This is a genomic window from Serratia sp. CY81684, from assembly GCF_052166595.1.
In the GTDB taxonomy this organism is placed as follows: Bacteria; Pseudomonadota; Gammaproteobacteria; order Enterobacterales; family Enterobacteriaceae; genus Serratia; species Serratia nematodiphila.
Window position 1 is genome coordinate 826,116 of sequence record NZ_JBJNOO010000003.1, and the last position, 26,506, is coordinate 852,621.

Genomic DNA, 26,506 nt, shown 5'->3' on the forward strand with positions numbered 1-26,506 from the left:
CAGCGGCGGTGTGAACACCTCGGAGTGAAAGAGCCATGTCTGATTACATCATTATCGCTTTACTGACGCTGGCGGTGTATTACCCCCTTACGCTGGGAACGCTGGCGGTGATGATGTACTTCGCCTGGCGCCGCCGCCGGTCGCCCTATTGGCGGTTGGGATTGGCGCTGTTGGCGCTGCTGTTCGTGCTGTTCGCCAAGGCGGCGTATGACTGGCACCGCTATGGCTAGCGGCGCCATGCGGGGTTATTCGACGTTGATCATCCAGTTGACGCCGAATTTGTCGGTCAGCATGCCAAAACCTTTGGCCCAGAAGGTGGCTTGGTAAGGCATCGTCACCTGGCCGCCCTGCGCCAGATTGTCGAACAGTTTGCGTCCTTGTTCCGCATCGCTGGGGTTCAGCGACAGCGAGAAACCTTTGTGAGAAGCACCGCCGCTGTCATCCTGCGGACAGCCGTCGGAGGCCATCAGCACCCCGTCGCCGATCAGCAGGCGCGCATGCATGATCGCTTCCGGATTGACGTCCTGTGGTCCGCCTTGCCGGGCTTCTTCGGGCATGTCTTTAAAGCGCATGACCATTTCAACTTTGGCATTCAACTGCTGTACGTAGAAGTTAATCGCTTGCTCACAGTTACCGCTGAAAAACAGATAGGGTTGTACCAGCATGACATTGACCTCGATTATGGCCCGACAGGCAACGACCGGCTCTCGGGCGGACGAAATGATTGCTGGCGGCAATAATTGCCGTCGGTGACTTACTAGTGTAGTTCCCCTGGCGCAGAATGCTTGTGCGAGGTGAGCGCGCCTTCGCCGGCGGTGTGACGGGCAAAGGCGCGAAGGGGTCAATACAGCGACGGTTCGCCGGGTGGGCGGGTTTTAAAGCGGCGGTGCAGCCACATGTATTGGTCGGGGGCCAGCAGCACCTGTTCTTCCACCACGCGGTTCATCTTGGCCGCCGCGCGCGTTTCATCATCCAGCGGGAAGTCCGTCAACGGCGGCTGCACGATCAGCTCATAGCCCTGAGCATTTGGCAGGCGGCGTGGCACGAAAGGCACGATCGACGGCCGCCCCATGCGCGCCAGGATAAAGGTGCCGGTGGTCGTGGCGGCATTTTCCACGGCGAAGAACGGTGTGAATACGCTACTTTGCGGCCCATAATCGTGATCCGGCGCGTACCACAGGATTTCGCCCTGTTTCAGGTTGCGGATCATACCTTTGATATCTTTACGGTCGATCATGAATTTATTCGAGCGCAGCCGGCCGCGGGTCTGTACCCATTCCATCAGCTTGTTGTTGTGCGGGCGATGCACACCGATGCCGGGGTTTTGCATGCCGAAAATGCGCGCGCCCAGTTCCAGCGTCAGGAAATGCAGACCGATCAGCAGAACGCCTTTGCCGTCCTGACGCGCCAGCCGCATGTTTTCCATGCCGCTCACCTTGAACCAGCGGGCGATGCGCCAGTCGGGCCAGAACCAGGCCATGCCGACTTCGAACAGGCCCATGCCGACGGACTCAAAATTTTTGACGATCAGCGCCTCGCGCTCGGCGGTGGGCATTGCGGGGAAGCAGAGTTCTAAATTGCGGCGCGCTATTTTTACCCGGCGTTTCATTAAGCGCATGGCTATTCTGCCAAGGCCGTGTCCGAGCCGATAAATGAGCGGGTAGGGCAGTAATACCAAGAGATAGAGTATTCCCAGTCCTATCCACAACAACCAATAACGAGGGCGCAAGAATTTGCGCTCAAAGCGTTGGTTAGAAAGCATTTTTCCTGTTATTCCTTTTCTTTGCCAATGGGACCTTAACCCAAATTGTCATGAGGAAGATGATAGAATATTTTGTGCTAAACAGGATTTTCCATTAATGCTTTTTTTTTACGCTTTATTTAAACGCAGGCGAAAAACGAAGCGAAATAGGATTTTTACCGAGGGAGGAGGGGATGTTTTCCGCTATTTCAATTGGCTGGCGAAATTGAAAAATAAAGACACAATTAAGCGCATCGCAAAAGTGACAACGGCTATGTAACCTTAATGAAACAGTAACGCTACGGAACCGTCCCAAGCGGCGGCCAGTGCGTACAGTAGCGTGAGGATCAGGACAAAAGGTGCATTGAACATCGGCGTTTCCTCCCGGAGGATATGTTTAAAGTTTAGCCTTGCAAGATGACAGCGGGATGAAATCAGATCGTTTTTTGTATGGTGAAATTCAGACGGACGGAAATGGGTAAACCGCTGATTTTTTACTATAGTCATAGTGTGAAGTTGTGCGTTTGCCGCCGGACGCCTCCGCATTGAGCGGCAGCGGGCAGATTGCCCAGAGCAAGATCGCGGAGCGGATGGCGCCTGGCGCGAAACATGTGACGAAATTCTCAGAGGGTTGGTCTGTAAGGATTTGACATGTCATATGAAAATGACGATCTAAACGGTGTTGAGCAACCGAGCGACTACGTGAAAACCACCGCCTGCGAAGTGAGCAGCGGTGTAAAAGCAGCGCTCGAGCAATCATGTGCCTGCCTCAAGGATAACCCTTGGGCGGGGATAGGCGCCGGCGCCGTCGTGGGCCTGGTAATAGGATTTCTGTTAGGCAAAAGGTAATAGGGAGAGTAAAGATGGGCATCATTTCCTGGATCATTTTTGGTTTAATCGCCGGTATCCTGGCCAAGTGGATTATGCCGGGCAAAGACGGCGGCGGCTTTATTGTGACCGTTATATTGGGGATCGTGGGCGCCGTCGTCGGCGGCTATATCAGCACCTTCTTCGGTATGGGCCGCGTTGACGGTTTTAACCTGGGCAGCTTTGTGGTGGCGGTCATCGGTGCCCTGGTGGTGCTTTTTGTCTACAGGAAGATCAAAGGCTAAGCAGCCGTTGCTCAACAGGGTCGCCGCGGCGGCCCTTTTTCGTGAAATCAATCCGGCGGTGCGGCGCGGGCCGTACCCGCTGAAAGGGGAATATCATGGGTCTGTTCGATAGCGTATTGGGTAACATTCTGGGCGGCGGCGCCAACGGTGGTAAAGGTATCGACTACATCGCCATTATGCAGTGGGTCGAGCAACAAGGTGGCCTGCAGGCCATTTTGGACAAGTTCCGTCAGGGGCAGTTCGGCGATATCGTCGGTTCCTGGCTCGGCAATGGCGAAAATCAGCCGATTACCGGCGACCATGTGCAGCAGGCGTTGGGTAGCGACGCCATCAACCAACTGGCTGAAAAGCTGGGCATCGATCCTGCACAGGCGTCCAGCACCATTGCACAGTTCTTGCCAACGGTCGCGGATGCCGCCTCACCAAACGGTGAAGTGCAGCAAGACAGCAACGAGCTGGGCGATATGGTCGGTAAACTGTTCAAATAATGATTAGGCTCCCGGCGTCTGGCCGGGAGCATTCACTCCGCTAATTCCCTCGATCGCCGTCAACGCCTGCTGCAGATGCGCCACCCAGGCGCGCACTTTCTCCGGAATAAAACGTAAAGCGGGATAGACCGCGTGCAGCGCCATGGGCGGGTAGCGGTATTCCGGCAAAACGGGCACCAGCGCCCCCGTCGCCAGCTGCTCGGCGATTAAAGGCCGTTGGGCACCGCCGATACCGGCTCCAGCCTCAATGGCGGCCAGCAGCGATAGCGTATTGTTGGCGCGGAACGTGGGCCGCAGAGCGACCATCTCGGGGCCGTGCGGCCCGAACAGAGTGAGCGTATCGCCGTCGTTCAAACCGCTGTAACGAATGTGCGCATGTTTAGCCAGCTCCGCCGGCGAACGTGGAGCGCCATACTTGGCCAGGTAGGCCGGTGACGCCACCAGCAGGCGTTGCAGCTCGCCCAAACGTTTAGCCACCATGCCGGGCGCATGCAGTTCACCGAAACGCAGCGCCACGTCGATGCCTTCGCCGATCACGTCGGCGCGACGATCGTCCAGCAGCAGCTCGATGGCGAGGTTCGGATGACGTTGCTGGAAAGCGATGGCCAGCGGCGTGACGTGCAACTGCCCGAACCCGGTCGGGGCATGAATGCGCAGATTGCCCTGTAACTGGTGGTGCTGGCCGTGCAGCGCTTCTTCCGCTTCATCGACCGCCGCCAGAATCGGTTTGAGGTGCTGATAATAACTGCTGCCGGCATCGGTCAGGGTGACCGCCCGGGTGCTGCGAAACAGCAGTTGTGCCCCCAGTTGCTGCTCCAGACCGGCGATTTGCTGACTGACCGCCGGCTGCGTCAAACGCAGATCGCGAGCGGCGGCCGACAGGCTGCCCAGCTCCGCCACCCGCATAAAGGTTTTCATTGCGTTCAGCTTATCCATGTCGATCTTGCCTATAGATTTTTCTTATAAGTGTTAGTGGAAGGTCTCTTCTACCGCAAGTATTACTAATCAATGACACTCAGGGTATCGACAACCTGAGGAGTGGCAAGATGGATACAAAGCGACAGGCATTGGTGATCGGCGCCAATGGCGTGATTGGGCGCCGATTGATTGAGGAGCTGACCGGTCAGGGCTGGCAAGTGGTGGGCGTCTCGCGCCGGGGGGGACAATCGGCGCCGGGGGTGCGCCACCTTCAGGTTGATCTGCTGGATGCGGCGGCGACGCGCGACGCGCTGCGGCCGCTGAGCGCGATTAGTCACGTTTTCTATGCCGCCTATCAGGATGCGCCGGACTGGGCGGGGCTGGTGGCGCCGAATCTGCAGATGTTGCAACACGTTGTCGAAGGGCTGGAGCCGATCGCGCCGGCGTTGGAGCACATCAGTTTGATGCAGGGTTATAAGGTGTATGGCGCGCATTTGGGGCCGTTTAAAACGCCGGCGCGCGAAAGCGATGCCGGGCATATGCCGCCGGAGTTTAACGTGGCGCAGCAGCAGTATCTGGCGCAGCGGCAGGCCGGCAAACGCTGGCGTTGGAGCGCCATCCGTCCAAGCGTGGTGGGGGGCTTCTCCCTCGGCAACCCGATGAATCTGGCGTTAAGCATCGCGGTTTACGCGTCGATCAGCAAAGCGCTCGGGCTGCCGTTGCGCTTCCCGGGTAAACCGGGCGCTTACCACAGCCTGCTGGAAATGACCGACGCCGGGCTGTTGGCGCGCGCCACGCTGTGGGCGGCGACCGAACCTGCGGCGGCCAATCAGGCGTTTAATATCAACAACGGCGATCTGTTTCGCTGGAGCGAGATGTGGCCGAAAATCGCCGCTTACTTTGGGCTGGAATGCGCGCCGCCGCTGCCGATGTCGCTGGAGATCATGATGACGGACAAAGCGTCGCTGTGGCGGGAGCTGGCGCAGCGGCACCAATTGGCCGAACCGGACTATCGCGCGGTGGCCGGCTGGCGTTTCGCCGATTTCGTCTTTTCCTGGGACTATGACATGTTCGCGGATGGCAGCAAGGCGCGGCGCTTCGGTTTCCACCAGTTTGTTGAAACCGAAGCCATGTTTTTCTCACTGTTCGATGAGTTCCGCCGCCGCGGCATCATTCCCTGAACGTGGCATTGGTTTCCCCGCAGCACCGGCCGCGGGGAATGGGCTCAGAACGTCAGCATGATCTTGCCGATGTGCTCGCTGGACTCCATCAGCGTATGCGCGGCGGCGGCTTGCTCAAGCGGGAAGGTTTTAAAAATTTGCGGTTTCAGCACGCCGCGCTCCAGCAGCGGCCAAACCTTTTCGCGCAGATCGGCGGCAATCTGTGCTTTGTCCGCCACGCTGCGCGAGCGTAGCGTCGACCCGGTATGGGTCAGGCGTTTCAACAGCAGCGGCATCAGATTGAGCTCTTTCACCACGCCGTTTTGCGTGCCGATTTGCACGATGCGGCCTTCCATCGCTGCGGCCTGATAGTTTTTGGCGACATAATCGCCGGCGATCAGGTCGACGATGACGTCGGCGCCTTTACCGTTGGTGGCGTCTTTGGTGCGTGCGACAAAGTCTTCGCTGCGGTAATTAATCGCCACGTCGGCGCCCAGCGCCAGGCTGGCCTGACGTTTCTCTTCGGAGCCGACGGTGGTGATCACCTGGGCGCAGAAGGCCTTCGCCAGCATGGTGGCGACCGTGCCGATACCGGAGGTGCCGCCATGGATCAACACGGTTTCGCCGGCTTTGAGGTGACCGCGCTGGAACACGTTGACCCAGACGGTAAAGAAGGTTTCCGGCAGCGCGGCGGCCTCGGTCAGGCTCAGCCCCGCCGGCACCGGCAACGCATTGCTTTCATGCACGGTGCAGTATTCCGCATAGCCACCGCCGGCGATAAGGGCGCAAACCCGATCGCCGATCGCGAAGTGGGTCACGCCTTCACCGATGGCCACCACTTCGCCGGCAATTTCGAGGCCGGGAATATCCGAGGCGCCGGGCGGTGGCGCATAGTTCCCCTGACGTTGCAACACGTCGGGGCGGTTAACGCCGGCGGCGGCGATTTTCACCAGAAGTTGGCCCGCTTGCGGAACCGGCACCGGACGTTCGGCGACGACCAGAACCTCGGGGGCGCCGGGTTGGCTGATCTCAATCGCTTTCATCGTGTCGGGCAGCGGTGCATTTGTTGACATGGTTACACTCCTCATCGTGGCGGACGCGGTTATCAGGTGGCGCGTCCACAATAAAGTCTGCTGTTAGCTTAGCGAAATCGAATGAGGTGCGCGTGGTCGAATAGAGCGGTTTTGCGAGGAAGAGGAGGAGACGCCGCCGCGATGGGCGGCTGGGCATCAATCGTTAGGGGGGATGCGGAACCCTTTCAATGAAACGATAAAGTGTTCTTTTCCTTTGGAGATCTTGGCGCCTTTGTCGCACCACAGGCTGGCAAGCTGGAAGAAGTCGTCGCTGCCGATATCGTAAGCCAGTTCGATTTTCTTGGCGGTGCCGGCGCGGATGAGTTTTTCTGCTTCCTGATGGTTTGCAGCTTTAATTATGGTCATGGGCGAAATCCTTGGTGTTAAGCCAGAGCGGATAAACGCGAATCATCATATGGCCATAATGTGACAATTTTGTGATGAAAGCATGACAGCCCGCGAAGGCGCGGCGCGCGATGTGCCGGGCCTTCGCGGTGAAAGCGCGTTGTCGGTTACCGATCGTGCGGGCGGACGAGTGTGCTTTTTTTCTGAGATTTTAAATGCTTGTAGAGGGCGAAGCCCGCAATGCCGGCCAAGACGGCCAGGAGGGCAAGGGATCCTGTGGCCATGAACGTTACCTCCGAATAAGAATGGCAAGGAGGCATATTTGTGACATTCATCACTTTGTGGGGCAATGAGAGCAATCTGTAATCGGAAGACGCTTTGAGGGATAGGCAAAAAAAAAAGCGCCTATAGGGAGGCGCATAAAGATTTGCAACACAGCTTGTTGTGTTCAACACCAGGAGGAGTGGTGAACTGAGGCATATTCTATGCAGCGGCAAAGGAGGCTGATATAGGCATTACTCCGAAAGCGTCATTACCACTCATAGCCTAACTGAATGTTGTAATCGGGATCCTTATTGGTGGAATAGGGATCAGACTGGCGGCGGCGATCGGTTTTCTTCACCGGGCCTTCGTACGCGGGATAAGGTTTGGCGCGCGGTTTGCTGCAGCCAGGATGATCGCACTCAATATCGACGCGAAAACCGCTTTTATCTCTCGCCTCTGTCCAGGCAATCGGCGGCTTTCCCGTTTTGGGGGCCGGCCCTGAAGGGGCAGGCGGCTTGGGCGCGGGAACCATGCTGGGGTCGGGGGCTTGATAATTGAGCTCCAGTGCACTCTGCGGAGCACTGTAAGCGGCAAAGGCCAGCAGGGCGGCGGCACTGACAGCCGGTAATGTAAGCCATCTCGGCATGGTGAATCTCCCTGAATGATTTCGTCAGGCAACTATAAAACAGCAGAACGAGAATTACTATCATTTGCCTGGGCGTTACGGGCGAGCCAGGCAGCGGCCCTATCGGCAGACAGGGTCAAATCCTGTGCGTTTAGCCGAGATTAGCGTCCCATCGCGGCGAAAAAGGTTGCTATTGCCGCTCGCTCATGAGTTAATGATGTCGGCCTGTGGTACAGACCTATTTATGCACGACATTTTGAGTAAAGTAGTTCAAATTTAAAGCGTTATCCCGGATAGCCCTTCTCTGACGAATTTCCTTTCCAGTGCCTCCATAAGTAACTGATGACCGGCTACCTCGCCCATGGCGGCTTACATTTATTATTGAAGGAAATTAGACATGTCTAACATGATCAAAGGTCAAGTGAAGTGGTTCAACGAAGCTAAAGGTTTTGGTTTCATCACCCCAGCAGACGGCAGCAAAGACGTATTCGTACACTTCTCTGCTATCCAGGATCAAGGCTTCAAGACCCTGGCTGAAGGCCAGAACGTACAGTTCTCTATCGAGAACGGTGCGAAAGGTCCATCTGCGGCTAACGTTACCGCTATCTAATTGGCGCTTGGCGCTGATTGAAAAAAACCCGCTGCGGCGGGTTTTTTTATGCCTGCAATTCAGCGGTGCGCAAAAAAAAGCCCGCAAGTCAGCGGGCAAAAGTTCCTTGTTACTTCATTTGCGAGCGCTTCTCTGGGGGGGAAACGCCTGAAGACAGGCTACGCGAGACCGGCTTAAGATTCTGCGGCCAAACCGTTAAGAAAGTGAAAATCCAGGCGGCTGCTACGCTGATAGCAGAGGCCGGCAGGGCTGGAGCGGTGTCCATCGCCTCCGGTTTTGTAATACACTGACGGCAATCGCAAATAAGGGAGAAGGGTATGCAAGTTAACGATCGAGTGACGGTAAAAACAGACGGCGGCCCGCGGCGTGAAGGCGTCATTCTGGCCGTAGAGGTGTTCAACGAAGGCACCATGTACCTGGTTTCTCTTGACGACTACCCGGCGGGCGTATGGTTTTTTAATGAGATCGACAGCCGTGACGGCACGTTTGTGGAGCCCTGTCGCGAGCACGGGCAGTAACTTAGGCTAATCTCATTAATTTGCTAATGAAATTGTCCATTTTGAGATTATTTCATTGCGGTAAGATTTTTTTTATCGACGGCAAAAAAATACCCGTTGCGCTAGCGGGGGATAACGCAACAGGTATTTTTTTGTGGTTCCAGCGGCTGCCATCCAGATGACATTATCACCGGGTATTTAACGGCTGGTAAAACAGAGCGGGGGCGTTCTCTGTAGTTCAGCGGCTATTGACGAATATTCCACTGGTCAATGTATCGGTCAAACGAACAACGTGATAAATGATCTGCTTGTTGTGCGTTTTTATTTTCCGCTTGATGTTTCCCTTGTGGGAAGAGACCGTTTTGGCCTTTATTTGCATCTGGTCTGATATCTGGATGGTGCCTTGACCGGACATCCACATGCGTAACATGTTTGATTCAGTCTGGCTCAGCGTTACCGGCGTTTGATCCAGAGAGGATTTCTCCGTACGGAGGGACGTTCTCTCGAGATAGTGGCTAAGTAGCTGATTCATAGTCTCTGGCTTGATGGATTTTGACGATATGATGACGTTCTTGCGAACATATAAATAATCGTCGAAATGTACGTTGGTAATGGCCATGAAGATGAAGAATAACGTATCCGGGTGCAGTGAAATCACCCGTTTTATTCGCTCGGTGGCGTTTGCTTCGTGGATGAAGCAGTCCTCGTTAATAAACACCAGGCTCGGATTCAACTTGCTGCATTTTTCATGCAGGCTGTCAATGTCCTCGATGGCATTAATATGGCGCTTCTTCACGCCATGCGAAGTCAGATAGTCGGTTAACCCCAATCTGGTATAGCTACATGAATCCATGATAATCGTTGGCATATCGCACCCCCACTTAAATCCGTTTTACTGCGGTAATATGAGAAAAAGCCTAAAAAGCCGAAAGGCAAAATGGAGCAATAATTCAGTGTAGCGAGTGTTCTATCAATAAACACGGCATCACTCAATGATATTTTCATACTAAACTTATTAATTGCATGAATCTATAAGTTTGGCTTAAGTCAGAGCGATCTGCTGCTCGTCCAGCTTCGGCATGTTGAGCCTGATCTGCGCTTGGCGCCCGTGCCTGTCTGCATTGCTTGCCGCGAATCTGTTCATCATGTCACGAAACAAAATTTTAGTTTGCTAGGAAAAGTCTTAAAAAAAATTCATGTGTCGTTTTTTTGAAGTCTTTCAGCGCATTTTTTGAGTGATTAAAAAATACCCTCCCTGAGGTTATTTTATTTTTTTGTTTAAAAATCATTAAGTTGTGTTGATTTCCTGCTTTCCATGCTAATGATTAGCACTTCTTTTTTTATCATAACGGCAAACGAAAGTTAACATTATGGCCGGAATGTGTAGCTTATTTGTTGCTATAAATCACCGTTTTACAATGAGTTATCTGGATATTTATTTTACATGAAATAATTTTCGTGAATGTTTAACGGTGATTGAGTGATTTCTCTAAACTATCATCCTGCTGCCCGATCCGCAGGGGAGGAATGGCAGGTCGGAGTTGTCTCTGGCCCGCGTTGGTTTTAACTTGCCTCTCCACCTTTCAAAAACAGGATGTCGCGGTGAGACGGAATCAGTATGGGCAGCCGATAGGCGAAGCCCTCCCTCATTGGCAGCCGGCAGGCATGCCCGGGCACTCGCCGCTGCAAGGGCGGTTTTGCCGCCTCGAACCGCTTAACCTCGAGCGCTGGGGGGAGGCGCTTTATCAGGCTTATCAATCCGCCGAGGACGATCGCGACTGGACTTATCTGTTTTGGGAACGGCCGCAGTCGCGCGCAGATTTCCAGCGTTATCTTCAGGCTCAGGCGTCCAGCGCTGACAGAAACACGATGGTAGTGATCGATCAGTCAAACGGGCGTGCGGTGGGAAGCTGCGCTTTTTTGCGCATCGATCCTGCCAACGGCGTGGCCGAACTGGGCACCATCAACTGGTCGCCGCTGATGAAGCGCAGCGCGCTGGGCAGCGAGGCGATTTTCCTGATGCTGCGGCATCTGTTCGACGATCTTGGCTACCGGCGCTGCGAATGGAAATGCGATAGCCTCAATCTTCCTTCACGCCAGGCCGCCGAGCGCTTGGGTTTCCGCTATGAAGGCACCTTCCGCCAGGCCGTCGTCGTCAAAGGACGCACGCGCGACACCGACTGGCTGTCGATCGTCGACGGGGAATGGCCGGCGCGGCGCGCGGCGTTTGCCGCCTGGCTGTCGCCGGATAATATCGGCGATGACGGGCGGCAAGAACGGCGTTTGCAGGCCTTCCAACTCGGGTAATACGCCGCGCGCGTTAGGCCGTTTCCGCCAGGCAATGGTGCAGCGAGTCCAACGCCAGCCGGATGTCCTGTTCCTCCGTCATCCAGTTGACCAGTGCGGCGCGGATCCCCGGCTGACCGTTATAACGCGTAGGGGTGCAGCACACCACGCCGTGCCGGCTCAGGCGCTCGAGAAAGCGATCGCGCGCCGCCTCGCTGTCGCCCTGTGGATGGCTGAGTGCGAAGCAGACCACGTTCAAATTCACCGGCGCCAGCAGCTGGAAACCGTCATCGGCTGCCAGCGCCGCCCCCAGCGCCTGCGCCAATCGGACGTTGCGCTCGACGATATCCCGTATGCCGCTGCGGCCATAGGCTTTCAGCGTCAGCCAGAGCGGCAGGGCGCGGAAGCGGCGCGAATTCTCCGGCGTCAGATGCAGATAGTTGTCTGGCCGTAATGTCGGTGCTTCCAGGTAGGCCGAATGGTTCTGAAATACCTGCATTTGCAGATCCAAATGGCGGGTAAATTGGATCGCGCTGTCATAAGGCACGTTCAGCCATTTGTGTGCGTCGACAGTGATGGAATCGGCATGCTGCCAGCCCTCAAGCCTTGGAGCGTATAGCGGTGAGCAGGCCGCTACGCCGCCAAATGCCGCATCGACATGCAGCCAAAATGGATAACGCTCCCGCAGCGTCAGCAGACGCGGCAGGTCGTCGAACGCGACGGTGTTGACCGTACCGGCGCTGGCCAGCACCAACGTTGGCTGGCCGGCGCCAGCGGCGAGCTGCCGTTCCAGTGCTTCCATATCCATGGCTTCCGAGTCCGGCAGGCTGGCGACGGTCGTCAGCGCTTCGCGGCCGATACCGAGCATGCTGAGCGCCTTCACGCTGCTGGAATGTGGATTGGCCGACAATACCCGGATGGAACCCAGCGCCGCCAGGCCTTGTTGGGCGATATCCACGCCGTGCTGTTGTCCCAGCCACTGCCGGCCAATGGCCAGCCCGGTGAAATTGGCCATGGTCGCGCCGCTGACCATGCTGCCGCTGAACGTTTCCGGCAGGCCCAGCAGGGATTTCAACTGCGTCACGGCCGCCAGCTCGATCGTGGCTGCGATGGTATCATGGCTGAGCAAGCTATTTTGGTCTGTCACGCTAACCAGCCAGTCCGCTGCGACCGCCGCCGGGGTGCCGCCGCCGGTGACGAAGCCGAAATAACGCGGGCCGGCGCTGGCGGAAATGCCGGCCTGATAACGTTGCCAAAAGCGCTCCAGCGCCGCCAGGGCGCCTTCGCCGTTTTCATCTAGTCGATCGTCGCCCGGTTGCAGTTGCTGATGCTCGAGCGGCGGGCAGACCGAGCGTTGCTGTAGCCCGGTCAGAAAATCTTCCGCCAACTGGCGGGTGTGGTCGAGGATCTGCGGAAACTGCGCGAGATCCTGTTGTAAACGTGGGTGCATGGTGGCTCCGAAAGCGTCAGGGATGATGGGGTAAACATAGAACATTTGCCTGCCGGTTAAAATCGATGAAAAATAACCTTTTTGGATAGCCTGGTTAACCAATGATGAATGAACGCATTCCCCTGCATGTCTTGCCGACCTTTGCGATCGCCGCCAGGTTGGAAAATTTGCGCGCCACGGCGCAGCAGGTGCATTTGACGCACGGTGCGGTCAGCCAGCAAATTCAGCTGCTGGAGCAGGCGGTCGGCTATCCGCTGTTTGAACGGTGCGGGCGCGGTGTGCGCCTGAATGCCGCCGGGCGAGAGTTGCTGGCGGCGGTGGAACCGGCGCTGCAGGCGCTGCAGCAGGGTATCGCCCGCGCCCGGCGTGCGGCGACAAGTCAGTTGCTGCGCATCAGCGTGTTGCCGTCTTTTGCCCACTATTGGCTGTTGCCGCGTCTGCCTGCTTTTCATGAGGCCTGCGCCGATATTGCGCTGGATATCGATGCGTCGCTGGCGCTGCAGGATCTGTCGCAGCGAGGGTTCGATGCGGCGATCCGCATCGGCAGCGGTCAATGGGCGGGGCTGCAGGCGCAGCGCATCGCGTCGGGTGACGTGCTGCCTGTCGCTTCGCCGGATATGGCGCGAGAATGGGGGGCGGCGTTCGATAACGGTGGCGATATTCCGTTGCTCGAGCACGACGTCAGTCCCTGGCGCGACTGGTTCAATGCGCAAGGGCGCTCGCTGTGCGGGCGGCAACAGGCGTTGTTCAACGATGCCGGATTGTTGATTCGCGCGGCGGAGCAAGGGTTTGGCATCGCGCTGGCGAAAAAGCTGCTGGTGCAGGATGCCCTCGACGCCGGGAGACTGGTGGCGTTGGCCGCGCCCTGTCGCCTGAGCGATGACGACGTTTATCTGGTGTGGCCGCAGACCGCCGGGTTGACGCCGGCGGTCACCCGCTTGCTGCAGTGGCTGCAGCAACAGTTGGCGGCGATTTAGCGGCGTAGCCATTCCGGTTGCGAGGTGCCGAGCGTAGTCGCCGGCAGCGCCCATTGCAGCGCCGTGCCCTGCAGGCTTAACGGGGCGCGCAGGCGTTGCGCGCCCCCCCAGTAAGTCAATTCCGTTTCCGGGTTCTCGTCGGCGGGGCCGGCCGGCGCCAGCGGTTCCGGCCGATAATCTGCCGAACAGGGATGCGCCAGCAGCAGCTGCGCCGTGCGCGCCAGCGACAGCCGCGCGTGGTAGCCGGTGCCGCGGCTCAGGCGCTGCGCCATACCGGTCAGCACCGCCGCCGCCATCAAATAGCCGGTGGCGTGATCCAGCGCCTGTACCGGCAACGGCACCGGCAAACTGGCGCTGCGCCAAACCATGCCCGCCTCCGCCAACCCGCAGCTCATCTGTACCAGGCTGTCGAAACCACGCCGGGTGCGCCACGGCCCGCTCCAGCCGTAGGCATTCAGGCAGACGTCTATCAGGCCCGGCGCCAGCGCGCGCCTTTCCTCCGCGCCATAACCCAACTTCTCCAGCGCACCGGCACGGTAGCCGTGCACGATCACGTCGGTGTTTCTCAGCAGATGTTCAAACGTATGGCGATCGTGCGCATTGGTCAGGTTGAGGCGCGCGCTGCGCTTGCCCAGCATGACTTCGTGTTCAACGCCGGGCTCATCCCAACCGTAGGGATCGATGCGCAGCACGTCGGCGCCCAAACCGGCAAGAAAACGCGTGGCGATCGGCCCGGCGAGAATGCGCGTCAGATCCAGCACCCGCACGCCGTGCAGCGGCCGGGCGACGGGTAGCGCCCAGCCCGGCGGTGGCGCTTCCGGCTGCAGCGAGGCGTGGATCAGCGGTTCGAGCGCTACGCTTTTGCCCTGAATATGTTGTCGCCACGCGGCCGCCGAGCGCATTTGGGCCGCGCAGCCGCCGGCTTCGATCACCGCTTCCTCCAGCTCGCTTTTTTTCCAGCCCAGCACGCGTTCCGCCAGCGTGCCTTTATCCGATGCCGAACCCAGCACCTGCTCCACCGCTCGCCGATGGTGCGGCGCATTGGTGTGCAGGCGTATCCAGCCATCCGCCGTCGCATAGTCGCCGGCCAGCGCGTCCCAGGCCGCAGGCAGCGTCCACCCCAGCGGACGCAGCGTCCAGCCGAACCAGAGCGAGGCCAGGCGTTGATCGATCCAGACCTGCGGCGCGTCGGCTGCCTCGCGGCGAAGCAACTCGGCGCAGGCCAAACCGGCGGCGCTCCAGGCGGCGGTAGCCAATTCGGTTACGGGAAAAGCCGAAGGCAATGCGCCGATGCCGCTTACGGTTAGCCGGCCGGCGGGAGCGGGGCGCTGCCCCAGGCTTTGCCAAATTTCGTCGAGCAGAGTGTGGATCAGAGGCGTCATCGGCCACTCCTTGCGGGTCGTCGGAAATATAGCCTAGCGTAGCCCACCGCCGGTGACCTTGCTAAGGCGCAACGTCGAACGTGCGGCCATCGGCCAGTTTGGCGCACAGGCTGCGGGCCGCTACGCCGACGAATGGCTGCGCGCTGAAGTTGGCGGTCAGCGCTTTGTCCCACAGGGCCTGATGCAGCGGCCGGAAGGCGGCGTCGGCACCCAATGTCGCCATCTTCTATTTGTGACATTGGAATATCATTGCGGTATTCCAGTTTATTTTTCGTTTAATAAATTGGCCTTTACTTCATTACCCGACGTCACTATACTCAGCCAAAATTTCGGTGGAGAAACCCAATTGGACAGTTGTAGTTGTAATAAAATAAATAAGGCAAGCTGACCAATTCTCTTCTGATTTGTTGCTTGCCGTTATCGGCGGGCAGCACCCCTCTCCAGTTATTTCTGAGCTGTGCATACCCGAATAAGAAAACGTTTCCTGATGCCAGGTGGCTTCAGGCGAATTGAGTTGGACGTTATTATGGTATTCTGCAGCCACAGCCTTTTCCCTCCAGGCATGACACGCTGATTCGCTGATTTATTTTCAGCGCGTTTTCGCGTGTGCTAAACAGCACATGATTTTATCTCCTGTGGTTAATTAAGGGGAAAGTCATGGCTATGACTCCTTTCGTTTTAAATTTATTGCTGGCGATGTGCCTGGGCGCGGTGATTGGCGCCGAGCGTCAGTGGCGCCAACGCATGGCCGGCCTGCGCACCAATGCGCTGGTGGCGACCGGTGCGGCGGTCTTCATTCTCAGCTCCATGTCCACCGATCCGGCCAGCGCCGGCCGGGTGGCCGCGCAGATCGTCTCGGGTATCGGCTTCCTCGGCGCCGGCGTAATCATGCGTGAAGGGCTGAACATTCGCGGCCTCAACACCGCCGCCACGCTGTGGTGTTCGGCGGGAATCGGCGTCCTGTGCGGCCTGGGCCAACATTGGGATGCGGTGGTTGCCACGCTGGTGATCCTGTGCGCCAATATCCTGCTGCGCGAGGCCGCGCAGCGCATCAACCTGCAGCCGCACCAGCAGGCGACCGATCTGGAACTGTGCTATCGCATTCAGGTGACCTGCGGCGAGCAGGATGAAATTCTGGTGCGCACCCTGATTCTGCAGGCGCTGAACGGCGTCGCCTTGCGGCTGCAATCCTTGCGCAGCGCCGATATTGCCAGCCCTGGGCAATTGGAAGTGTGCGCGGAAATTACCGCTACGCCGGCCGCGCAAAAAGAAATTGAGGGTATTGTTTGCCGCGTCAGTCTGGAAAAAAGCGTGAGTGCCGTGCGTTGGCGCGTCGCGTCCGAATTACCGGTCTGAGTAATAATATAAATATTGATTAACTTGATTATATGTTCGGTTTTATTCATGAGTGCCTTGAATAACGCGGAGCATTAAGGAGGCGTTATGGACGATGACCCCGGAAGGGAAATGATTCTTGCGTGGCTGACAGGGTAATCACGCTATTCAGTCACGCTAATTAAAAAATTCCACTCTGCGCAGAGTCACCTGTTTATCGGGCGGGATCTCCCTGTGCGCAGAACGAAAATAAGAGAATAGCGTTATGACTCAGATTAATGAAAGAATGCGTCGCCGTGATAAAGACGCGGTGACCTACGCCATTGCGCAAGAGGCGACCAACAGCATCGCCCAAACGCTGGCGAACCTGAAGTGCAACCGCAACGGCTTGACCCAGGACGATGCCGATGAGCGGCTGGAGCAGTTCGGCGCCAACCAGGTCGCCCACGACAAGGCGCCGCATGCCTTGATTCAGTTGATCAAGGCCTTCAACAACCCGTTTATCTTCGTGCTGATGGTGCTGGCTGCGATCAGTTTCTTTACCGATTATTGGCTGCCGCTCCAGAGCGGTGAAGAAACTGAACTCACCGGCGTCATCATCATCCTGACCATGGTCACGTTGAGCGGGCTGCTGCGTTTTTGGCAGGAATACCGCACAAACAAAGCGGCGGAAGCGTTGAAGTCGATGGTGCGCACCACCGCTACTGTGCTGCGCCGCAGCAGCTACAGCGCGCATCCGCTGACGCTGGAAGTGCCGATCCGCGAACTGGTGCCGGGGGATATCATTCAGCTCTCCGCCGGTGACATGGTGCCGGCCGACGTGCGTCTTATCGCCTCGCGCGATCTGTTCATCAGCCAGGCGATTTTGACCGGCGAAGCGATCCCGATCGAGAAATACGATGCCATGGGCAACGTGGCGCAGAAGTCGAGCGAAGGGGAAGTGTCCAGCGAGAACGCGCTGCTTGAGCTGTCCAATATCTGCCTGATGGGCACCAACGTCGCCAGCGGCACCGCCACGGCGGTGGTGGTGGCAACCGGCGGGCGCACTTACTTCGGCTCGCTGGCCAAGTCGATCGTCGGTTCGCGGGCGCAAACCGCGTTCGATCGCGGGGTGAACAGCGTCAGCTGGCTGCTGATTCGCTTCATGCTGGTGATGGTGCCGGTGGTGCTGCTGATCAACGGCTTCACCAAAGGCGACTGGAGCGAGGCGGCGCTGTTTGCACTGGCGGTGGCGGTCGGCCTGACGCCGGAAATGCTGCCGATGATCGTCAGCTCCAACCTGGCGAAAGGGGCGATCGCCATGTCACGCCGCAAGGTGGTGGTGAAGCGCCTGAACGCCATTCAGAACTTCGGTGCCATGGACGTGCTCTGCACCGACAAGACCGGCACCCTGACCCAGGATCGCATCATTCTCGAGCACCACATCGACGTCACTGGCGCCAGGGATAACGAGGTGCTGCACCTGGCCTGGCTGAACAGCTTCCATCAGAGCGGCATGAAGAACCTGATGGATCAGGCGGTGATCCGTTTCGGGCGCGGCAAACCGGGGATCGAAGCCCTGGGCCGTTTCAGCAAGGTGGATGAGCTGCCGTTCGATTTCGTGCGCCGCCGTTTGTCGATCGTGGTGGCGGACGAAAATGGCAAGCAGCAGCTGATCTGTAAGGGCGCGGTAGAGGAGATGCTCGAGATCGCCACCCACGTGCGCGAAGGCGACAAAACGCTGGAACTGGACGACGCGCGCCGTGCGGCGCTGCAGGCGCTAGCCCGCGAGTATAACGAAGACGGTTTCCGCGTGCTGGTGCTGGCGACGCGCGAGCTGGATGCGCAGCGCCCAGCCGAACCGCTGAGCGTGGCCGACGAGCGCGACATGGTGGTGCAAGGGCTGCTGACTTTCCTCGATCCGCCGAAGGAGAGCGCACAGCAGGCGATCGCCGCACTGCAGGAAAACGGCGTGACGGTGAAGGTGCTGACCGGCGACAACCCGGTGATCACCTGCAAGATTTGCCGCGATGTCGGGCTGGAGCCGGGCGAGCCGCTTTCCGGGCTGCAGATTGAACAGATGGATGACGAAGAGTTGGCGCGCGAAGTGGAACAACGCACGGTCTTCACCAAGCTGACGCCGCTGCAAAAATCGCGGGTGCTGAAAATGCTGCAGGCCAACGGCCATACCGTCGGCTTCCTCGGCGACGGCATCAACGATGCGCCGGCGCTGCGCGATGCCGACGTCGGCATTTCGGTCGACACCGGCACCGACATCGCCAAGGAGTCGGCGGACATCATCCTATTGGAAAAGAATCTGATGGTGCTGGAAGAGGGGGTGATCAAAGGGCGCGAGACCTTCGGCAATATCATCAAGTACCTGAACATGACCGCCAGCTCCAACTTCGGCAACGTGTTTTCGGTGCTGGTGGCCAGCGCCTTCATCCCGTTCCTGCCGATGCTGGCGATCCACCTGTTGATTCAAAATCTGATGTATGACATTTCCCAGTTGTCGCTGCCGTGGGACAAGATGGACAAAGAGTTCCTGCGCAAGCCGCGCAAGTGGGATTCCAAAAACATCGGGCGCTTTATGCTGTGGATTGGGCCGACCTCGTCGATCTTCGATATTACGACCTATGCGCTGATGTGGTACGTGTTCGCCGCCAACAGCGTAGAACACCAGGCGCTGTTCCAGTCTGGCTGGTTCATTGAGGGGTTGCTGTCGCAAACGCTGGTGGTGCATATGCTGCGCACCCAGAAGATCCCGTTCATTCAGAGCACCGCGGCGCTGCCGGTGTTGCTGACCACCGGGTTGGTGATGGCGCTCGGCATCTACATTCCGTTCTCGCCGCTCGGCGCCCTGGTTGGCCTGCAGCCGCTGCCGTGGGAATACTTCCCGTGGTTGGCCGCAACGCTGGTCAGCTACTGCGTGGTCGCGCAGTTGATGAAGCGTTTCTATATCCGCCGCTTCGGCGAGTGGCTGTAAGCCGCCTCGGCGTTCACTTCGGGGGCGAAATTTTTCGCCCCCGCACCGCTACAGCAGTTTGTTGACCAGCAGGCCGAGCATGATGGTCAGCGTGAAGGAAAACAGCGTGCCGAGCAGCACATACTCGGTACGCATCTTATCGTCACTTTGGCGCAGATCGCCGAAACGGAAGATAGATTTGGCCGCCAGTAAAAAACCGATCGCCGGAATTTGCCCCAGCAGCACGAAGGTCAGGATCAGCGTTCTTTCCAGGTAGCCAATCTGTTTGCCCGCGCGCAGCAGCGAGTCGTTGTCGGCCTTGGCCGAAGGCGGCATTTGCGGCGTCCAGTGCGCCAGCAGTTGCCCGATCAGCAGGCTCATCGGCAGATAAATCAGGCTGTAGGCCACCAGCACCAGGCCGGTTTGCCAACGCCCCAGCTGCCGCCCCAGCGCGGCGAGCAGTTCACCGGCATTCGGCGTCAGCCCCAGCCACAGTAAGGCGATCACCGCCAAATGCAATCCCTGATCGAGCAGAAAGCTGCGGGCCGGGCTCAGGCGGTTCATCGCGGTGACTTTCAGCAAATCGATCAGGTAGTGGCTGACGGCGATGGCCAGCAGGCTGGCCAGCACCTGCAGTGAAGACAGTCCGCCGTGCAGCAGGCCGAAACCGGCCACCGTCCAGGCGGCCAGCACCCCGTGCAGCAACGCGTGCAACAGCAGAAAACGCGAACGCGCGCGATGTTGGATTTTATCTTCCACCCAACTCAGCGGCTGCAGCGGAAAATCCGCCAGCAGATGGACGAGCAACAGCCAGGCCAGCAAAGGCGCATAGGTCAGATCCATGGTCAGACGATCCTGTTAATGGCGTGAATAAACCGCATGATTTCCTCGTAGGCCGCGCGTTTCAGCGCGGCGGAGACCGTGGAGGCGGCTTTTTGCAGCTGGTCCGCCACGGCGGCGCCGCTGTCGGCGAACATTCTCGCCTGAACGATGCGCGCTTCGGCCTGTGACAGGCGGCCAATCACATGATCTAACATCGGCAGCAGATCGCTGACAATGGCGTTTGTCCGATCGTTGTCGGTTTTCAGAGCCAGCCGGCAATTTTTTGCCATGGCGTCCAGCGCGCTGCCGGAGTTGATAAAGGCGCTGCCGTAACCGGCGGCGTCGGGCCGTTGGCTACCCAGCCCGACGGCGATGCGCGCATCCCAGTGCGCGGCGCCCATCGCCCGCAGCGCGAGGCGTATGTACACCGCCAGAAACAGCCCGTCCTCCGGGGCGGCCTGCGCCTGGAAGGCATCGCCGCGAAAGATTTCCACCTGATGCAGCCGCCCGTCACGCCGCAGCCGATCGAGCAGGTTATGCAGCCCATTGAGGTAGTTGACGGTGTCTGATCGGCGGGAATCGACCAGATCGCCGCTGATTACGCTGATTGGCGTCGGCATGGCGTGTTCCATTATTTGCGGAGGGATGACTATAAATTCGCACCTGGATACGAATATGTCAATAATTCGCCTCTAGGTGCGAATTTATGGGGTTTTCGCCTGTGAAGGCGAAACGAGGCAGGATGAGGAACGTGGGATGAACGGCCGGGAATGCGCGGGCCTGCCAGGCTCGCCACCGGCGGCGTAGAGGGAAAATGGCCGGCAACCGGCTGTTCAGAAGCTTTTAACCAGCACGTCACGCGGCATTTCGCTGCCGTGTTTCAGCAGATGCTCAAACGATCGCTCGCTGCTTTTCAGCTGCTGCAAAAATTCCTGCGGCGACAGATCGTGTTTTTTGCCGCTCATGTAAGCCAGCGCCAGTTCTTTTGCCTGATAGCGGGAGAAGTTGTACATGGTGTCCTCGATACGGTGAATGTCAGTGCTCACGATTGTAGCGAAAGAGCACATAATGAACAGCGGCTTTGGCGTATGGAATCGATAGCCGAAACTTAACTTGCCGGTTGCAACAGCTCATCGCACAGGCGCTTGATCACCTGAGCTTGCGGCAGGCCGTTGTGCAACATCTGGCGGATATGCTCCGAATCGCTGATGCCCTGGCGGACATGGCGCTCGACGGCCTGCAGCAGGGCACGATCCTCCCGTCGCTCGGCAAAACCGCTCAGCGCTTCGAGAGTGTGCAGGATGTGGGCGGTCAGGCTGCTGCGGCGCAGCGTCGCGGGATCGACGTATTCGGCGGCAAAGCCGCTGCGATAGGCGTTGATCTTGTTGTAATTGGTGAAGGCATCGTATTCCGGCGCGATCGGTGAGCGGTGCTGCAACAGAAAATCGGCCAGCAGGCGGCAGTAACCGACCAGCAGCACGGCGTGGGTGAGGCGCAGCGGCGTATCGCAGATGCGGATCTCTACCGTGCCCAGCTCTGGTTTTGGGCGCGCATCCCAGTAAATATCCTTGACGCTTTCAATCACGCCTGCGGCATTCAACCGTTCGTAGTAGGCGTTGAATTCATGCCAGCTGTAGATGTGTTCCAGGCATCCGTAGTTGGGGAAGGAGTTCTGGGCGCTGAAGCGGGAACTGGCAAAGCACGTGTCGACCCCCTGATACAGCGGCGACGAGGCGCTGAGCGCGATCAACTGCGGAAAGTAGGGCGTCAGCGCATGGCACAGGTACATCGCTTCGTCCCCGTCGTTGACGCCGAGGTGAATGTGTTGGCCGAACACGCAGGCCAGCTTGGAGAGATAGCCAAAACGGCTGGCCAGCTGCCTGTAGCGCGCGTTGTCGCTGATGACCTGCTTGCGCCAGTCGTTGCTCAGGTGGCGGCCACCGCCGCAGACGTCACAGCCCAGGCGCTGCGCGCTGCGCCGGACGGTATGGGTCAGGGCGCGCAGCTCGGTGTGCAGCTCATCGAGATCGCGGTGCACCGAGCTGTTCAGCTCCACCATCGATTTGGTGAGCTCATGCTTGACGCGCCGGCGGTCGCCGACCGCGCTGACCACCCGATCGGCTCGATCCGTAAGATCATAGTGCTCGGCATCGACCAGCTGTAACTCTATTTCGGTGCCGATGGAGAGCCTTTCCGAACGTTTGAATGTGAGCGGCATGGTACCTCCTTCCTGCAAGAACGGCATAAAGATAAGTATATGTCTCGGTGAGGAGGGCAACGTTTTGCATTTTATATTTGTTTTTTCGCATGTGAAGCTGGTATCTTCACGAGCAAGTTGTGGTGAAGAGAAAGGTTAACGGGAGTGTGACATGCCGTCATTGACGCCGCTGAAGCTGTTTAAAAACCTGTCTGACGAGACGCGTCTGACCTTGGTGCTGCTGTTGCGCCACGCCGGTGAACTGTGCGTGTGCGAGCTGTCGGGCGCACTGGCGCTGCCGCAACCCAAGATTTCAAGGCATCTGGCGATGCTGCGTGAAAGCGGGCTGCTGCTCGATCGGCGCGAGGGTAAATGGATACATTATCGCCTGTCGCCGCATATGCCGGCCTGGGCGGCGGCGATTATTGAGCAGGCTTATCAGTGCCGGCCAGAACAGATGACGGAGTTAGCGCAACGCGTGGCGAAAGGTTGCCCGTAACGGTAAAAAATTTGCGCAAACACATATGAAAAATCGAATGTGTAAACTTAAAGGGGCGGAAGGACAGCGATGATAGTGGCAGGGGCGATCTTTATTCTGACGTTGATCTTGGTCATCTGGCAACCGAAGGGGCTGGGTATTGGCTGGAGTGCGTCGATCGGGGCGGGATTGGCATTATTGAGCGGCGTGGTGCACGTCGGCGACATCCCCGTGGTATGGCAGATAGTCTGGAATGCGACTGCGACCTTTATCGCCGTCATCATCATCAGCCTGTTGCTGGATGAAAGCGGCTTTTTTGCCTGGGCCGCCTTGCACGTCGCGCGCTGGGGCAACGGCAAGGGCCGCTGGCTGTTTACCTATATGCTCCTGTTGGGCGCGGCGGTGGCGGCGCTGTTCGCCAATGACGGCGCCGCGTTAATCCTCACGCCGATCGTGATCGCCATGCTGTCGGCGCTCGGTTTTCGTCCTGCGGCGGTGCTGGCTTTCGTCATGGCGGCGGGCTTTATCGCCGATACCGCCAGCCTGCCGCTGGTGGTGTCCAACCTGGTGAATATCGTTTCGGCGGATTTCTTCCACTTGGGCTTTACGGAGTATGCGGCGGTGATGGTGCCGGTCAACCTCGTCGCCGTGGCGGCGACGCTGGTGATGTTGCATTTGTTCTTCCGCAAGGATATTCCGCCGGGCTACGCGTTGACGCGTTTACCGGTACCGCGGGAAGCGATCCGCGATCGCGCGACGTTTCGAGCCGGTTGGGCGGTATTGGCGCTGTTGCTGATCGGCTTTTTCGCCCTGGAACCGCTCGGCGTGCCGGTGAGTTTGGTCGCCGCCTGCGGCGCGCTGGTGCTGCTGGCGGTAGCGAAACGCGGGCGGGCGATCGATACCGGCAAAGTGCTGCGCGGGGCGCCCTGGCAGATCGTGATTTTCTCGCTGGGTATGTATCTGGTGGTCTATGGGCTGCGCAATGCCGGCTTGACCGATCTGCTGTCCGGCGTGCTGGATGCGCTGGCGCGGCAGGGGCTGTGGGCGGCGACGCTCGGCACCGGCTTCCTGAGCGCGTTTCTCTCTTCCGTCATGAATAACATGCCGACGGTGCTGGTGGGGGCGCTGTCGATCGACGGCAGCAGCGCGGAAGGCGTCATCAGGCAGGCGATGATTTACGCTAACGTCATCGGCAGCGATCTCGGCCCCAAAATCACCCCGATCGGCAGCCTGGCCACGCTGCTGTGGCTGCATGTGTTGGCAAGGAAAAACATCGTCATTACCTGGGGCTATTATTTCCGCGTGGGACTGGTGATGACGCTGCCAATTCTGTTCGTCACCCTGGCCGCGCTGGTGCTGCGGCTGTCCGTTTTGCCATAACCGGAGCAACTGACATGAGCGACATCAAAATTTATCACAACCCCGCCTGCGGCACGTCGCGCAATACGTTGGCGCTGATCCGCAACAGCGGCGCTGAGCCGGAGGTGATTCTGTATCTGGAAACGCCCCCCAGCCGCGAACGGTTGATTGCGTTGCTGGCCGACATGAACATGACGCCGCGCGCGTTGTTGCGTAAAAACGTCGAGCCTTACGCCGAGCTGCGGCTGGATGAAGCCGGCTGGAGCGACGATCAACTGATCGACTTCATGGTGCAACAGCCGATCCTGATCAATCGCCCCATCGTGGTGACGCCGCTTGGCACGCGCCTGTGCCGTCCGTCGGAGGCGGTGTTGGAGATTCTGCCGGATCCGCAGCGCGGTGCCTTCAGCAAAGAGGACGGCGAGCCGGTGATCGACGCGCAGGGCCGCAGGATAACCAAAGGCTGATCGCTGCGGCCCTGTATTTCGGCCAATCAGTGCAGTTCGGCGCCGCTGCGATCGGCCAGCGCTTCCAGCAGCGGGGCGGAAGGCACGAAGAACAGGGTGCCGGTCACCGCGTGGCTAAAATCGAGCAGCCGATCGTAGTTGCCGGCCGGGCGGCCGATAAACATGTTTTCCAGCATCTGCTCGATCGGCTGCGGGGAGCGCGCATAGCCGATAAAGTAGGTGCCGAACTCGCGCAGGCCGGGGCGGCCGAACGGCATGTTATCGCGCAGAATTTTCACCTCGTTGCCTTGCTCGTCGGTGATGGTGGTCAGCGAACTGTGCGACGACGACGGTTTGACCGCTTCATCCAGCTCGATGTTGGACTGCTTATGGCGGCCGATGATCTTCTCCTGCGTTTCCACGCTGAGCGAATTCCAGCCCTGCATGTCGTGCAGGTATTTCTGCACCAGCACATAGCTGCCGCCGCTGAACGCCGCGTCTTCGTCGCCGATCACTGTGTAATCGAAAGCTTCATGCCCTTCCGGGTTCTCCGTACCGTCGACGAAGCCGATCATGGCGCGCTGATCGAAGTAACGGAAGCCGTGCACCTCCTCGATCACCGTCACGGCGTCGCCGAGCTTGCCGATCAGCTGAGAGGCCAGTTCAAAACACAGATCCATTTCATCGGCGCGGATATGCAGCAGGATATCGCCGGGTGTGGCAACGGCGATGCGTTCCCCGCTGCCGATCGGGCTGAACGGATGCAGCTGGCGAGGACGCGGCGCGCCGAACAGCGTATCCCAGGCCTCGGAGCCGAAGCCGCAGACGCAGGTGAGGTTGCCCGCCGGCGCGCGTTTGCCGACCGAACGCACTACGGCGGCGATGTCGCCGCACCAGGCGCGCACCGCCGCCAGATGGGCGGGAACGGGCGACAGGGTGGCGACGATAAAGATGGCATGGCGCGTCACCGGCGTGAATACGGCTTGCGGCAGGGGGGTATTTGCATTCATTGCATTCGGCTCCAGTGTGTTCGGGTGAAATTGCTCAGATCAAATTAAAGTGCTCGTCGGGTTTCATCGGCGGTGGCAGCGGGCTTTGGTCATTCATTTCCAGCAGGTTGCGCTCAATGGTGTTGCAAATGGCGTTTAACGGCAGATGGTTGGCCGACACGCCGAACGGATCCTCCAGCTCTTCGGCCAGTGAGTCCCAGGATAAGAAGGTATAGGAAATGAACACCGAAACAAACGGTGTCATGTAATGCAGATCGGTCACCAGGGCAAAAGGCAACAGGCTGCAGAACAGGTAAACGGTGCGCTGCAGGATCAGGGTATAGGCGAACGGCACCGGGGTGCTGGCGAGCCGTTCGCAGCCGCCGAGGGCGTGGGACAGCTCGCTCAGCTTGTTGTCGAGCAGCTCGAAAGTGATGTCGCTCAATAGCCCCCGTCGGCGCAGCTTGCCGATCTCTTGGCCCAGCATCAGCAGGATGCGGTTGGTCGGCATCGGGCTGGCGATCACTTCGGCCAGCTCTTTGCTGCTGAGATTGTGGTACAGATCGGCGGTGGGATCGGTGGCGCGCAGCTGATGCTTCAGGCTCCAGCTGAAGGCGATCAGCAGCTTGGCGACCTTTTGCTGCACCGCCGGTTCGTCCGGCAGCAGGCTTTTGATCTGGCGCAGCAGGGATCGCTCGGTAATCAGCAGCGAGCCCCACAGGTTGCGCGCCTCGACAAAGCGGCTATAGCCGGCATTATTGCGAAAGCCGAGAAAAATCGCGATGGCGATGCCCAGCAGGCTGAACGGCGCGATAGTCAAATGCACGCCGAGCTGTTCGTACCATTGGTAGCTGATCACCGCCACTATCGACATTAGCACGTTCAGCGACAGGCGAAAGGTGATCTTTGACAGCACGGAACCGTGCCAGGCGAACAGGCGAAAAAACCAGTTCTGGTGCGGGCGGATTATCATAACGTGGGCGCTTCCTGGTGTCCTGCTATTGAGAA

At 58.6% G+C, this 26,506-nt stretch carries 30 protein-coding genes; 14 read left to right on the forward strand and 16 right to left on the reverse strand.

Annotated elements, in window-relative coordinates:
- Positions 1-35 precede the first annotated feature (35 nt).
- Positions 36-230 carry a hypothetical protein gene (locus tag ACJ8QF_RS11735; protein WP_004935157.1) on the forward strand — a complete coding sequence of 65 codons (195 nt, stop codon included), beginning with the start codon at positions 36-38 and terminating at the stop codon, positions 228-230.
- A gap of 15 nt (positions 231-245) precedes the next feature.
- On the opposite strand, the gene yjdN is transcribed toward ACJ8QF_RS11735, so the two are convergent.
- A complete protein-coding gene (gene yjdN, locus ACJ8QF_RS11740; RefSeq protein ID WP_004935154.1) occupies positions 246-665 on the reverse strand; it encodes a VOC family metalloprotein YjdN in 420 nt (139 codons plus the stop codon).
- Between the two features lie 176 nt (positions 666-841).
- On the reverse strand, positions 842-1,762 hold the full coding sequence (locus tag ACJ8QF_RS11745) for a Kdo(2)-lipid IV(A) acyltransferase (protein ID WP_442537538.1): 921 nt from the start codon (positions 1,760-1,762) through the stop codon (positions 842-844).
- Positions 1,763-2,392: 630 nt separating this feature from the next.
- Here ACJ8QF_RS11745 and ACJ8QF_RS11750 point away from each other — a divergent pair.
- From ACJ8QF_RS11750 to ACJ8QF_RS11760, 3 genes are all read left to right on the forward strand, one after another.
- Positions 2,393-2,590, forward strand: a complete 198-nt coding sequence (locus ACJ8QF_RS11750; RefSeq protein WP_004935148.1) for a glycine zipper domain-containing protein — start codon at positions 2,393-2,395, stop codon at positions 2,588-2,590.
- A gap of 14 nt (positions 2,591-2,604) precedes the next feature.
- Entirely contained in the window at positions 2,605-2,853 is a 249-nt protein-coding gene (locus ACJ8QF_RS11755) for a GlsB/YeaQ/YmgE family stress response membrane protein (protein ID WP_004935146.1), read from the forward strand.
- 95 nt (positions 2,854-2,948) lie between these two features.
- Positions 2,949-3,341: a YidB family protein gene (locus tag ACJ8QF_RS11760; protein WP_004935144.1), complete on the forward strand. Its 393-nt coding sequence runs from the start codon at positions 2,949-2,951 to the stop codon at positions 3,339-3,341.
- Positions 3,342-3,344: 3 nt separating this feature from the next.
- Here ACJ8QF_RS11760 and ACJ8QF_RS11765 read toward each other — a convergent pair whose 3' ends face one another.
- Entirely contained in the window at positions 3,345-4,277 is a 933-nt protein-coding gene (locus ACJ8QF_RS11765) for a LysR family transcriptional regulator (RefSeq protein WP_275094922.1), read from the reverse strand.
- A 110-nt stretch (positions 4,278-4,387) separates the two neighbouring features.
- Here ACJ8QF_RS11765 and ACJ8QF_RS11770 point away from each other — a divergent pair, with 110 nt between their 5' ends.
- Positions 4,388-5,440, forward strand: coding sequence for an SDR family oxidoreductase (locus tag ACJ8QF_RS11770; protein ID WP_131164871.1), 1,053 nt, complete (start codon positions 4,388-4,390; stop codon positions 5,438-5,440).
- 44 nt (positions 5,441-5,484) lie between these two features.
- On the opposite strand, the gene ACJ8QF_RS11775 is transcribed toward ACJ8QF_RS11770, so the two are convergent.
- The 3 genes from ACJ8QF_RS11775 to ACJ8QF_RS11785 all read right to left on the reverse strand — a co-directional run bounded on the left by ACJ8QF_RS11775 (position 5,485) and on the right by ACJ8QF_RS11785 (position 7,747).
- The gene (locus tag ACJ8QF_RS11775; protein ID WP_154871124.1) at positions 5,485-6,492 is read right to left on the reverse strand and encodes an NAD(P)H-quinone oxidoreductase; all 1,008 of its coding nucleotides are present in this window, start codon (positions 6,490-6,492) and stop codon (positions 5,485-5,487) included.
- A 156-nt stretch (positions 6,493-6,648) separates the two neighbouring features.
- A complete protein-coding gene (locus tag ACJ8QF_RS11780; RefSeq protein WP_004935132.1) occupies positions 6,649-6,858 on the reverse strand; it encodes a hypothetical protein in 210 nt (69 codons plus the stop codon).
- Positions 6,859-7,369: 511 nt separating this feature from the next.
- Positions 7,370-7,747 (reverse strand): hypothetical protein, encoded by a 378-nt coding sequence (locus tag ACJ8QF_RS11785; protein ID WP_049188334.1) that lies wholly within the window; start codon positions 7,745-7,747, stop codon positions 7,370-7,372.
- 376 nt (positions 7,748-8,123) lie between these two features.
- Here ACJ8QF_RS11785 and cspE point away from each other — a divergent pair, with 376 nt between their 5' ends.
- The gene (cspE, locus tag ACJ8QF_RS11790) at positions 8,124-8,336 is read left to right on the forward strand and encodes a transcription antiterminator/RNA stability regulator CspE (protein ID WP_004935122.1); all 213 of its coding nucleotides are present in this window, start codon (positions 8,124-8,126) and stop codon (positions 8,334-8,336) included.
- Positions 8,337-8,653: 317 nt separating this feature from the next.
- On the forward strand, positions 8,654-8,854 hold the full coding sequence (gene dsrB, locus ACJ8QF_RS11795) for a protein DsrB (RefSeq protein ID WP_004935117.1): 201 nt from the start codon (positions 8,654-8,656) through the stop codon (positions 8,852-8,854).
- A gap of 217 nt (positions 8,855-9,071) precedes the next feature.
- On the opposite strand, the gene rcsA is transcribed toward dsrB, so the two are convergent.
- The gene (rcsA, locus tag ACJ8QF_RS11800) at positions 9,072-9,701 is read right to left on the reverse strand and encodes a transcriptional regulator RcsA (protein ID WP_004935115.1); all 630 of its coding nucleotides are present in this window, start codon (positions 9,699-9,701) and stop codon (positions 9,072-9,074) included.
- 797 nt (positions 9,702-10,498) lie between these two features.
- On the opposite strand from rcsA, the gene ACJ8QF_RS11805 reads away from it, so the two are divergent.
- Positions 10,499-11,140, forward strand: a complete 642-nt coding sequence (locus tag ACJ8QF_RS11805; protein ID WP_079007628.1) for a GNAT family N-acetyltransferase — start codon at positions 10,499-10,501, stop codon at positions 11,138-11,140.
- 13 nt (positions 11,141-11,153) lie between these two features.
- Here the strand turns inward: ACJ8QF_RS11805 and ACJ8QF_RS11810 are convergent, their stop codons facing one another.
- A complete protein-coding gene (locus ACJ8QF_RS11810) occupies positions 11,154-12,569 on the reverse strand; it encodes a pyridoxal phosphate-dependent decarboxylase family protein (RefSeq protein WP_154871126.1) in 1,416 nt (471 codons plus the stop codon).
- Between the two features lie 101 nt (positions 12,570-12,670).
- On the opposite strand from ACJ8QF_RS11810, the gene ACJ8QF_RS11815 reads away from it, so the two are divergent.
- Positions 12,671-13,546: a LysR substrate-binding domain-containing protein gene (locus tag ACJ8QF_RS11815; RefSeq protein ID WP_154871127.1), complete on the forward strand. Its 876-nt coding sequence runs from the start codon at positions 12,671-12,673 to the stop codon at positions 13,544-13,546.
- Here ACJ8QF_RS11815 and ACJ8QF_RS11820 read toward each other — a convergent pair.
- Positions 13,543-14,928, reverse strand: coding sequence for a CoA transferase (locus ACJ8QF_RS11820; RefSeq protein WP_442537539.1), 1,386 nt, complete (start codon positions 14,926-14,928; stop codon positions 13,543-13,545). The genes ACJ8QF_RS11815 and ACJ8QF_RS11820 overlap by 4 nt on opposite strands.
- A 61-nt stretch (positions 14,929-14,989) precedes the next feature.
- Positions 14,990-15,151, reverse strand: a complete 162-nt coding sequence (locus ACJ8QF_RS11825) for a hypothetical protein (RefSeq protein ID WP_162838016.1) — start codon at positions 15,149-15,151, stop codon at positions 14,990-14,992.
- Positions 15,152-15,585: 434 nt separating this feature from the next.
- Between ACJ8QF_RS11825 and ACJ8QF_RS11830 the strand changes: the two genes are divergently transcribed.
- Together ACJ8QF_RS11830 and mgtA are read left to right on the forward strand one after the other, a co-directional pair.
- Complete coding sequence (locus tag ACJ8QF_RS11830) at positions 15,586-16,284, forward strand: MgtC family protein (RefSeq protein WP_004935097.1); 699 nt, start codon at positions 15,586-15,588, stop codon at positions 16,282-16,284.
- Positions 16,285-16,528: 244 nt separating this feature from the next.
- The gene (mgtA, locus tag ACJ8QF_RS11835; RefSeq protein WP_261125663.1) at positions 16,529-19,228 is read left to right on the forward strand and encodes a magnesium-translocating P-type ATPase; all 2,700 of its coding nucleotides are present in this window, start codon (positions 16,529-16,531) and stop codon (positions 19,226-19,228) included.
- Between the two features lie 48 nt (positions 19,229-19,276).
- Here the strand turns inward: mgtA and ACJ8QF_RS11840 are convergent, their stop codons facing one another.
- The 4 genes from ACJ8QF_RS11840 to ACJ8QF_RS11855 all read right to left on the reverse strand — a co-directional run bounded on the left by ACJ8QF_RS11840 (position 19,277) and on the right by ACJ8QF_RS11855 (position 22,247).
- Positions 19,277-20,050: a DUF3307 domain-containing protein gene (locus tag ACJ8QF_RS11840; protein WP_325961714.1), complete on the reverse strand. Its 774-nt coding sequence runs from the start codon at positions 20,048-20,050 to the stop codon at positions 19,277-19,279.
- Positions 20,051-20,052: 2 nt separating this feature from the next.
- Positions 20,053-20,649, reverse strand: a complete 597-nt coding sequence (locus tag ACJ8QF_RS11845) for a hypothetical protein (RefSeq protein ID WP_033645726.1) — start codon at positions 20,647-20,649, stop codon at positions 20,053-20,055.
- A gap of 213 nt (positions 20,650-20,862) precedes the next feature.
- A complete protein-coding gene (locus ACJ8QF_RS11850) occupies positions 20,863-21,042 on the reverse strand; it encodes a hypothetical protein (protein WP_004935085.1) in 180 nt (59 codons plus the stop codon).
- Between the two features lie 95 nt (positions 21,043-21,137).
- Positions 21,138-22,247 carry a YbdK family carboxylate-amine ligase gene (locus tag ACJ8QF_RS11855; protein WP_004935083.1) on the reverse strand — a complete coding sequence of 370 codons (1,110 nt, stop codon included), beginning with the start codon at positions 22,245-22,247 and terminating at the stop codon, positions 21,138-21,140.
- Positions 22,248-22,398: 151 nt separating this feature from the next.
- Between ACJ8QF_RS11855 and ACJ8QF_RS11860 the strand changes: the two genes are divergently transcribed.
- The 3 genes from ACJ8QF_RS11860 to arsC all read left to right on the forward strand — a co-directional run bounded on the left by ACJ8QF_RS11860 (position 22,399) and on the right by arsC (position 24,530).
- Positions 22,399-22,725 (forward strand): metalloregulator ArsR/SmtB family transcription factor, encoded by a 327-nt coding sequence (locus ACJ8QF_RS11860; protein WP_004935082.1) that lies wholly within the window; start codon positions 22,399-22,401, stop codon positions 22,723-22,725.
- A 69-nt stretch (positions 22,726-22,794) separates the two neighbouring features.
- Entirely contained in the window at positions 22,795-24,084 is a 1,290-nt protein-coding gene (locus tag ACJ8QF_RS11865; protein WP_004935077.1) for an arsenic transporter, read from the forward strand.
- 14 nt (positions 24,085-24,098) lie between these two features.
- The gene (gene arsC / locus ACJ8QF_RS11870; RefSeq protein ID WP_004935075.1) at positions 24,099-24,530 is read left to right on the forward strand and encodes a glutaredoxin-dependent arsenate reductase; all 432 of its coding nucleotides are present in this window, start codon (positions 24,099-24,101) and stop codon (positions 24,528-24,530) included.
- Positions 24,531-24,556: 26 nt separating this feature from the next.
- On the opposite strand, the gene ACJ8QF_RS11875 is transcribed toward arsC, so the two are convergent.
- Both ACJ8QF_RS11875 and ACJ8QF_RS11880 read right to left on the reverse strand, forming a co-directional pair.
- On the reverse strand, positions 24,557-25,519 hold the full coding sequence (locus ACJ8QF_RS11875; RefSeq protein ID WP_004935072.1) for a Dyp-type peroxidase: 963 nt from the start codon (positions 25,517-25,519) through the stop codon (positions 24,557-24,559).
- A gap of 34 nt (positions 25,520-25,553) precedes the next feature.
- Positions 25,554-26,471 (reverse strand): bestrophin family protein, encoded by a 918-nt coding sequence (locus tag ACJ8QF_RS11880; RefSeq protein ID WP_004935069.1) that lies wholly within the window; start codon positions 26,469-26,471, stop codon positions 25,554-25,556.
- Positions 26,472-26,506 lie beyond the last annotated feature (35 nt).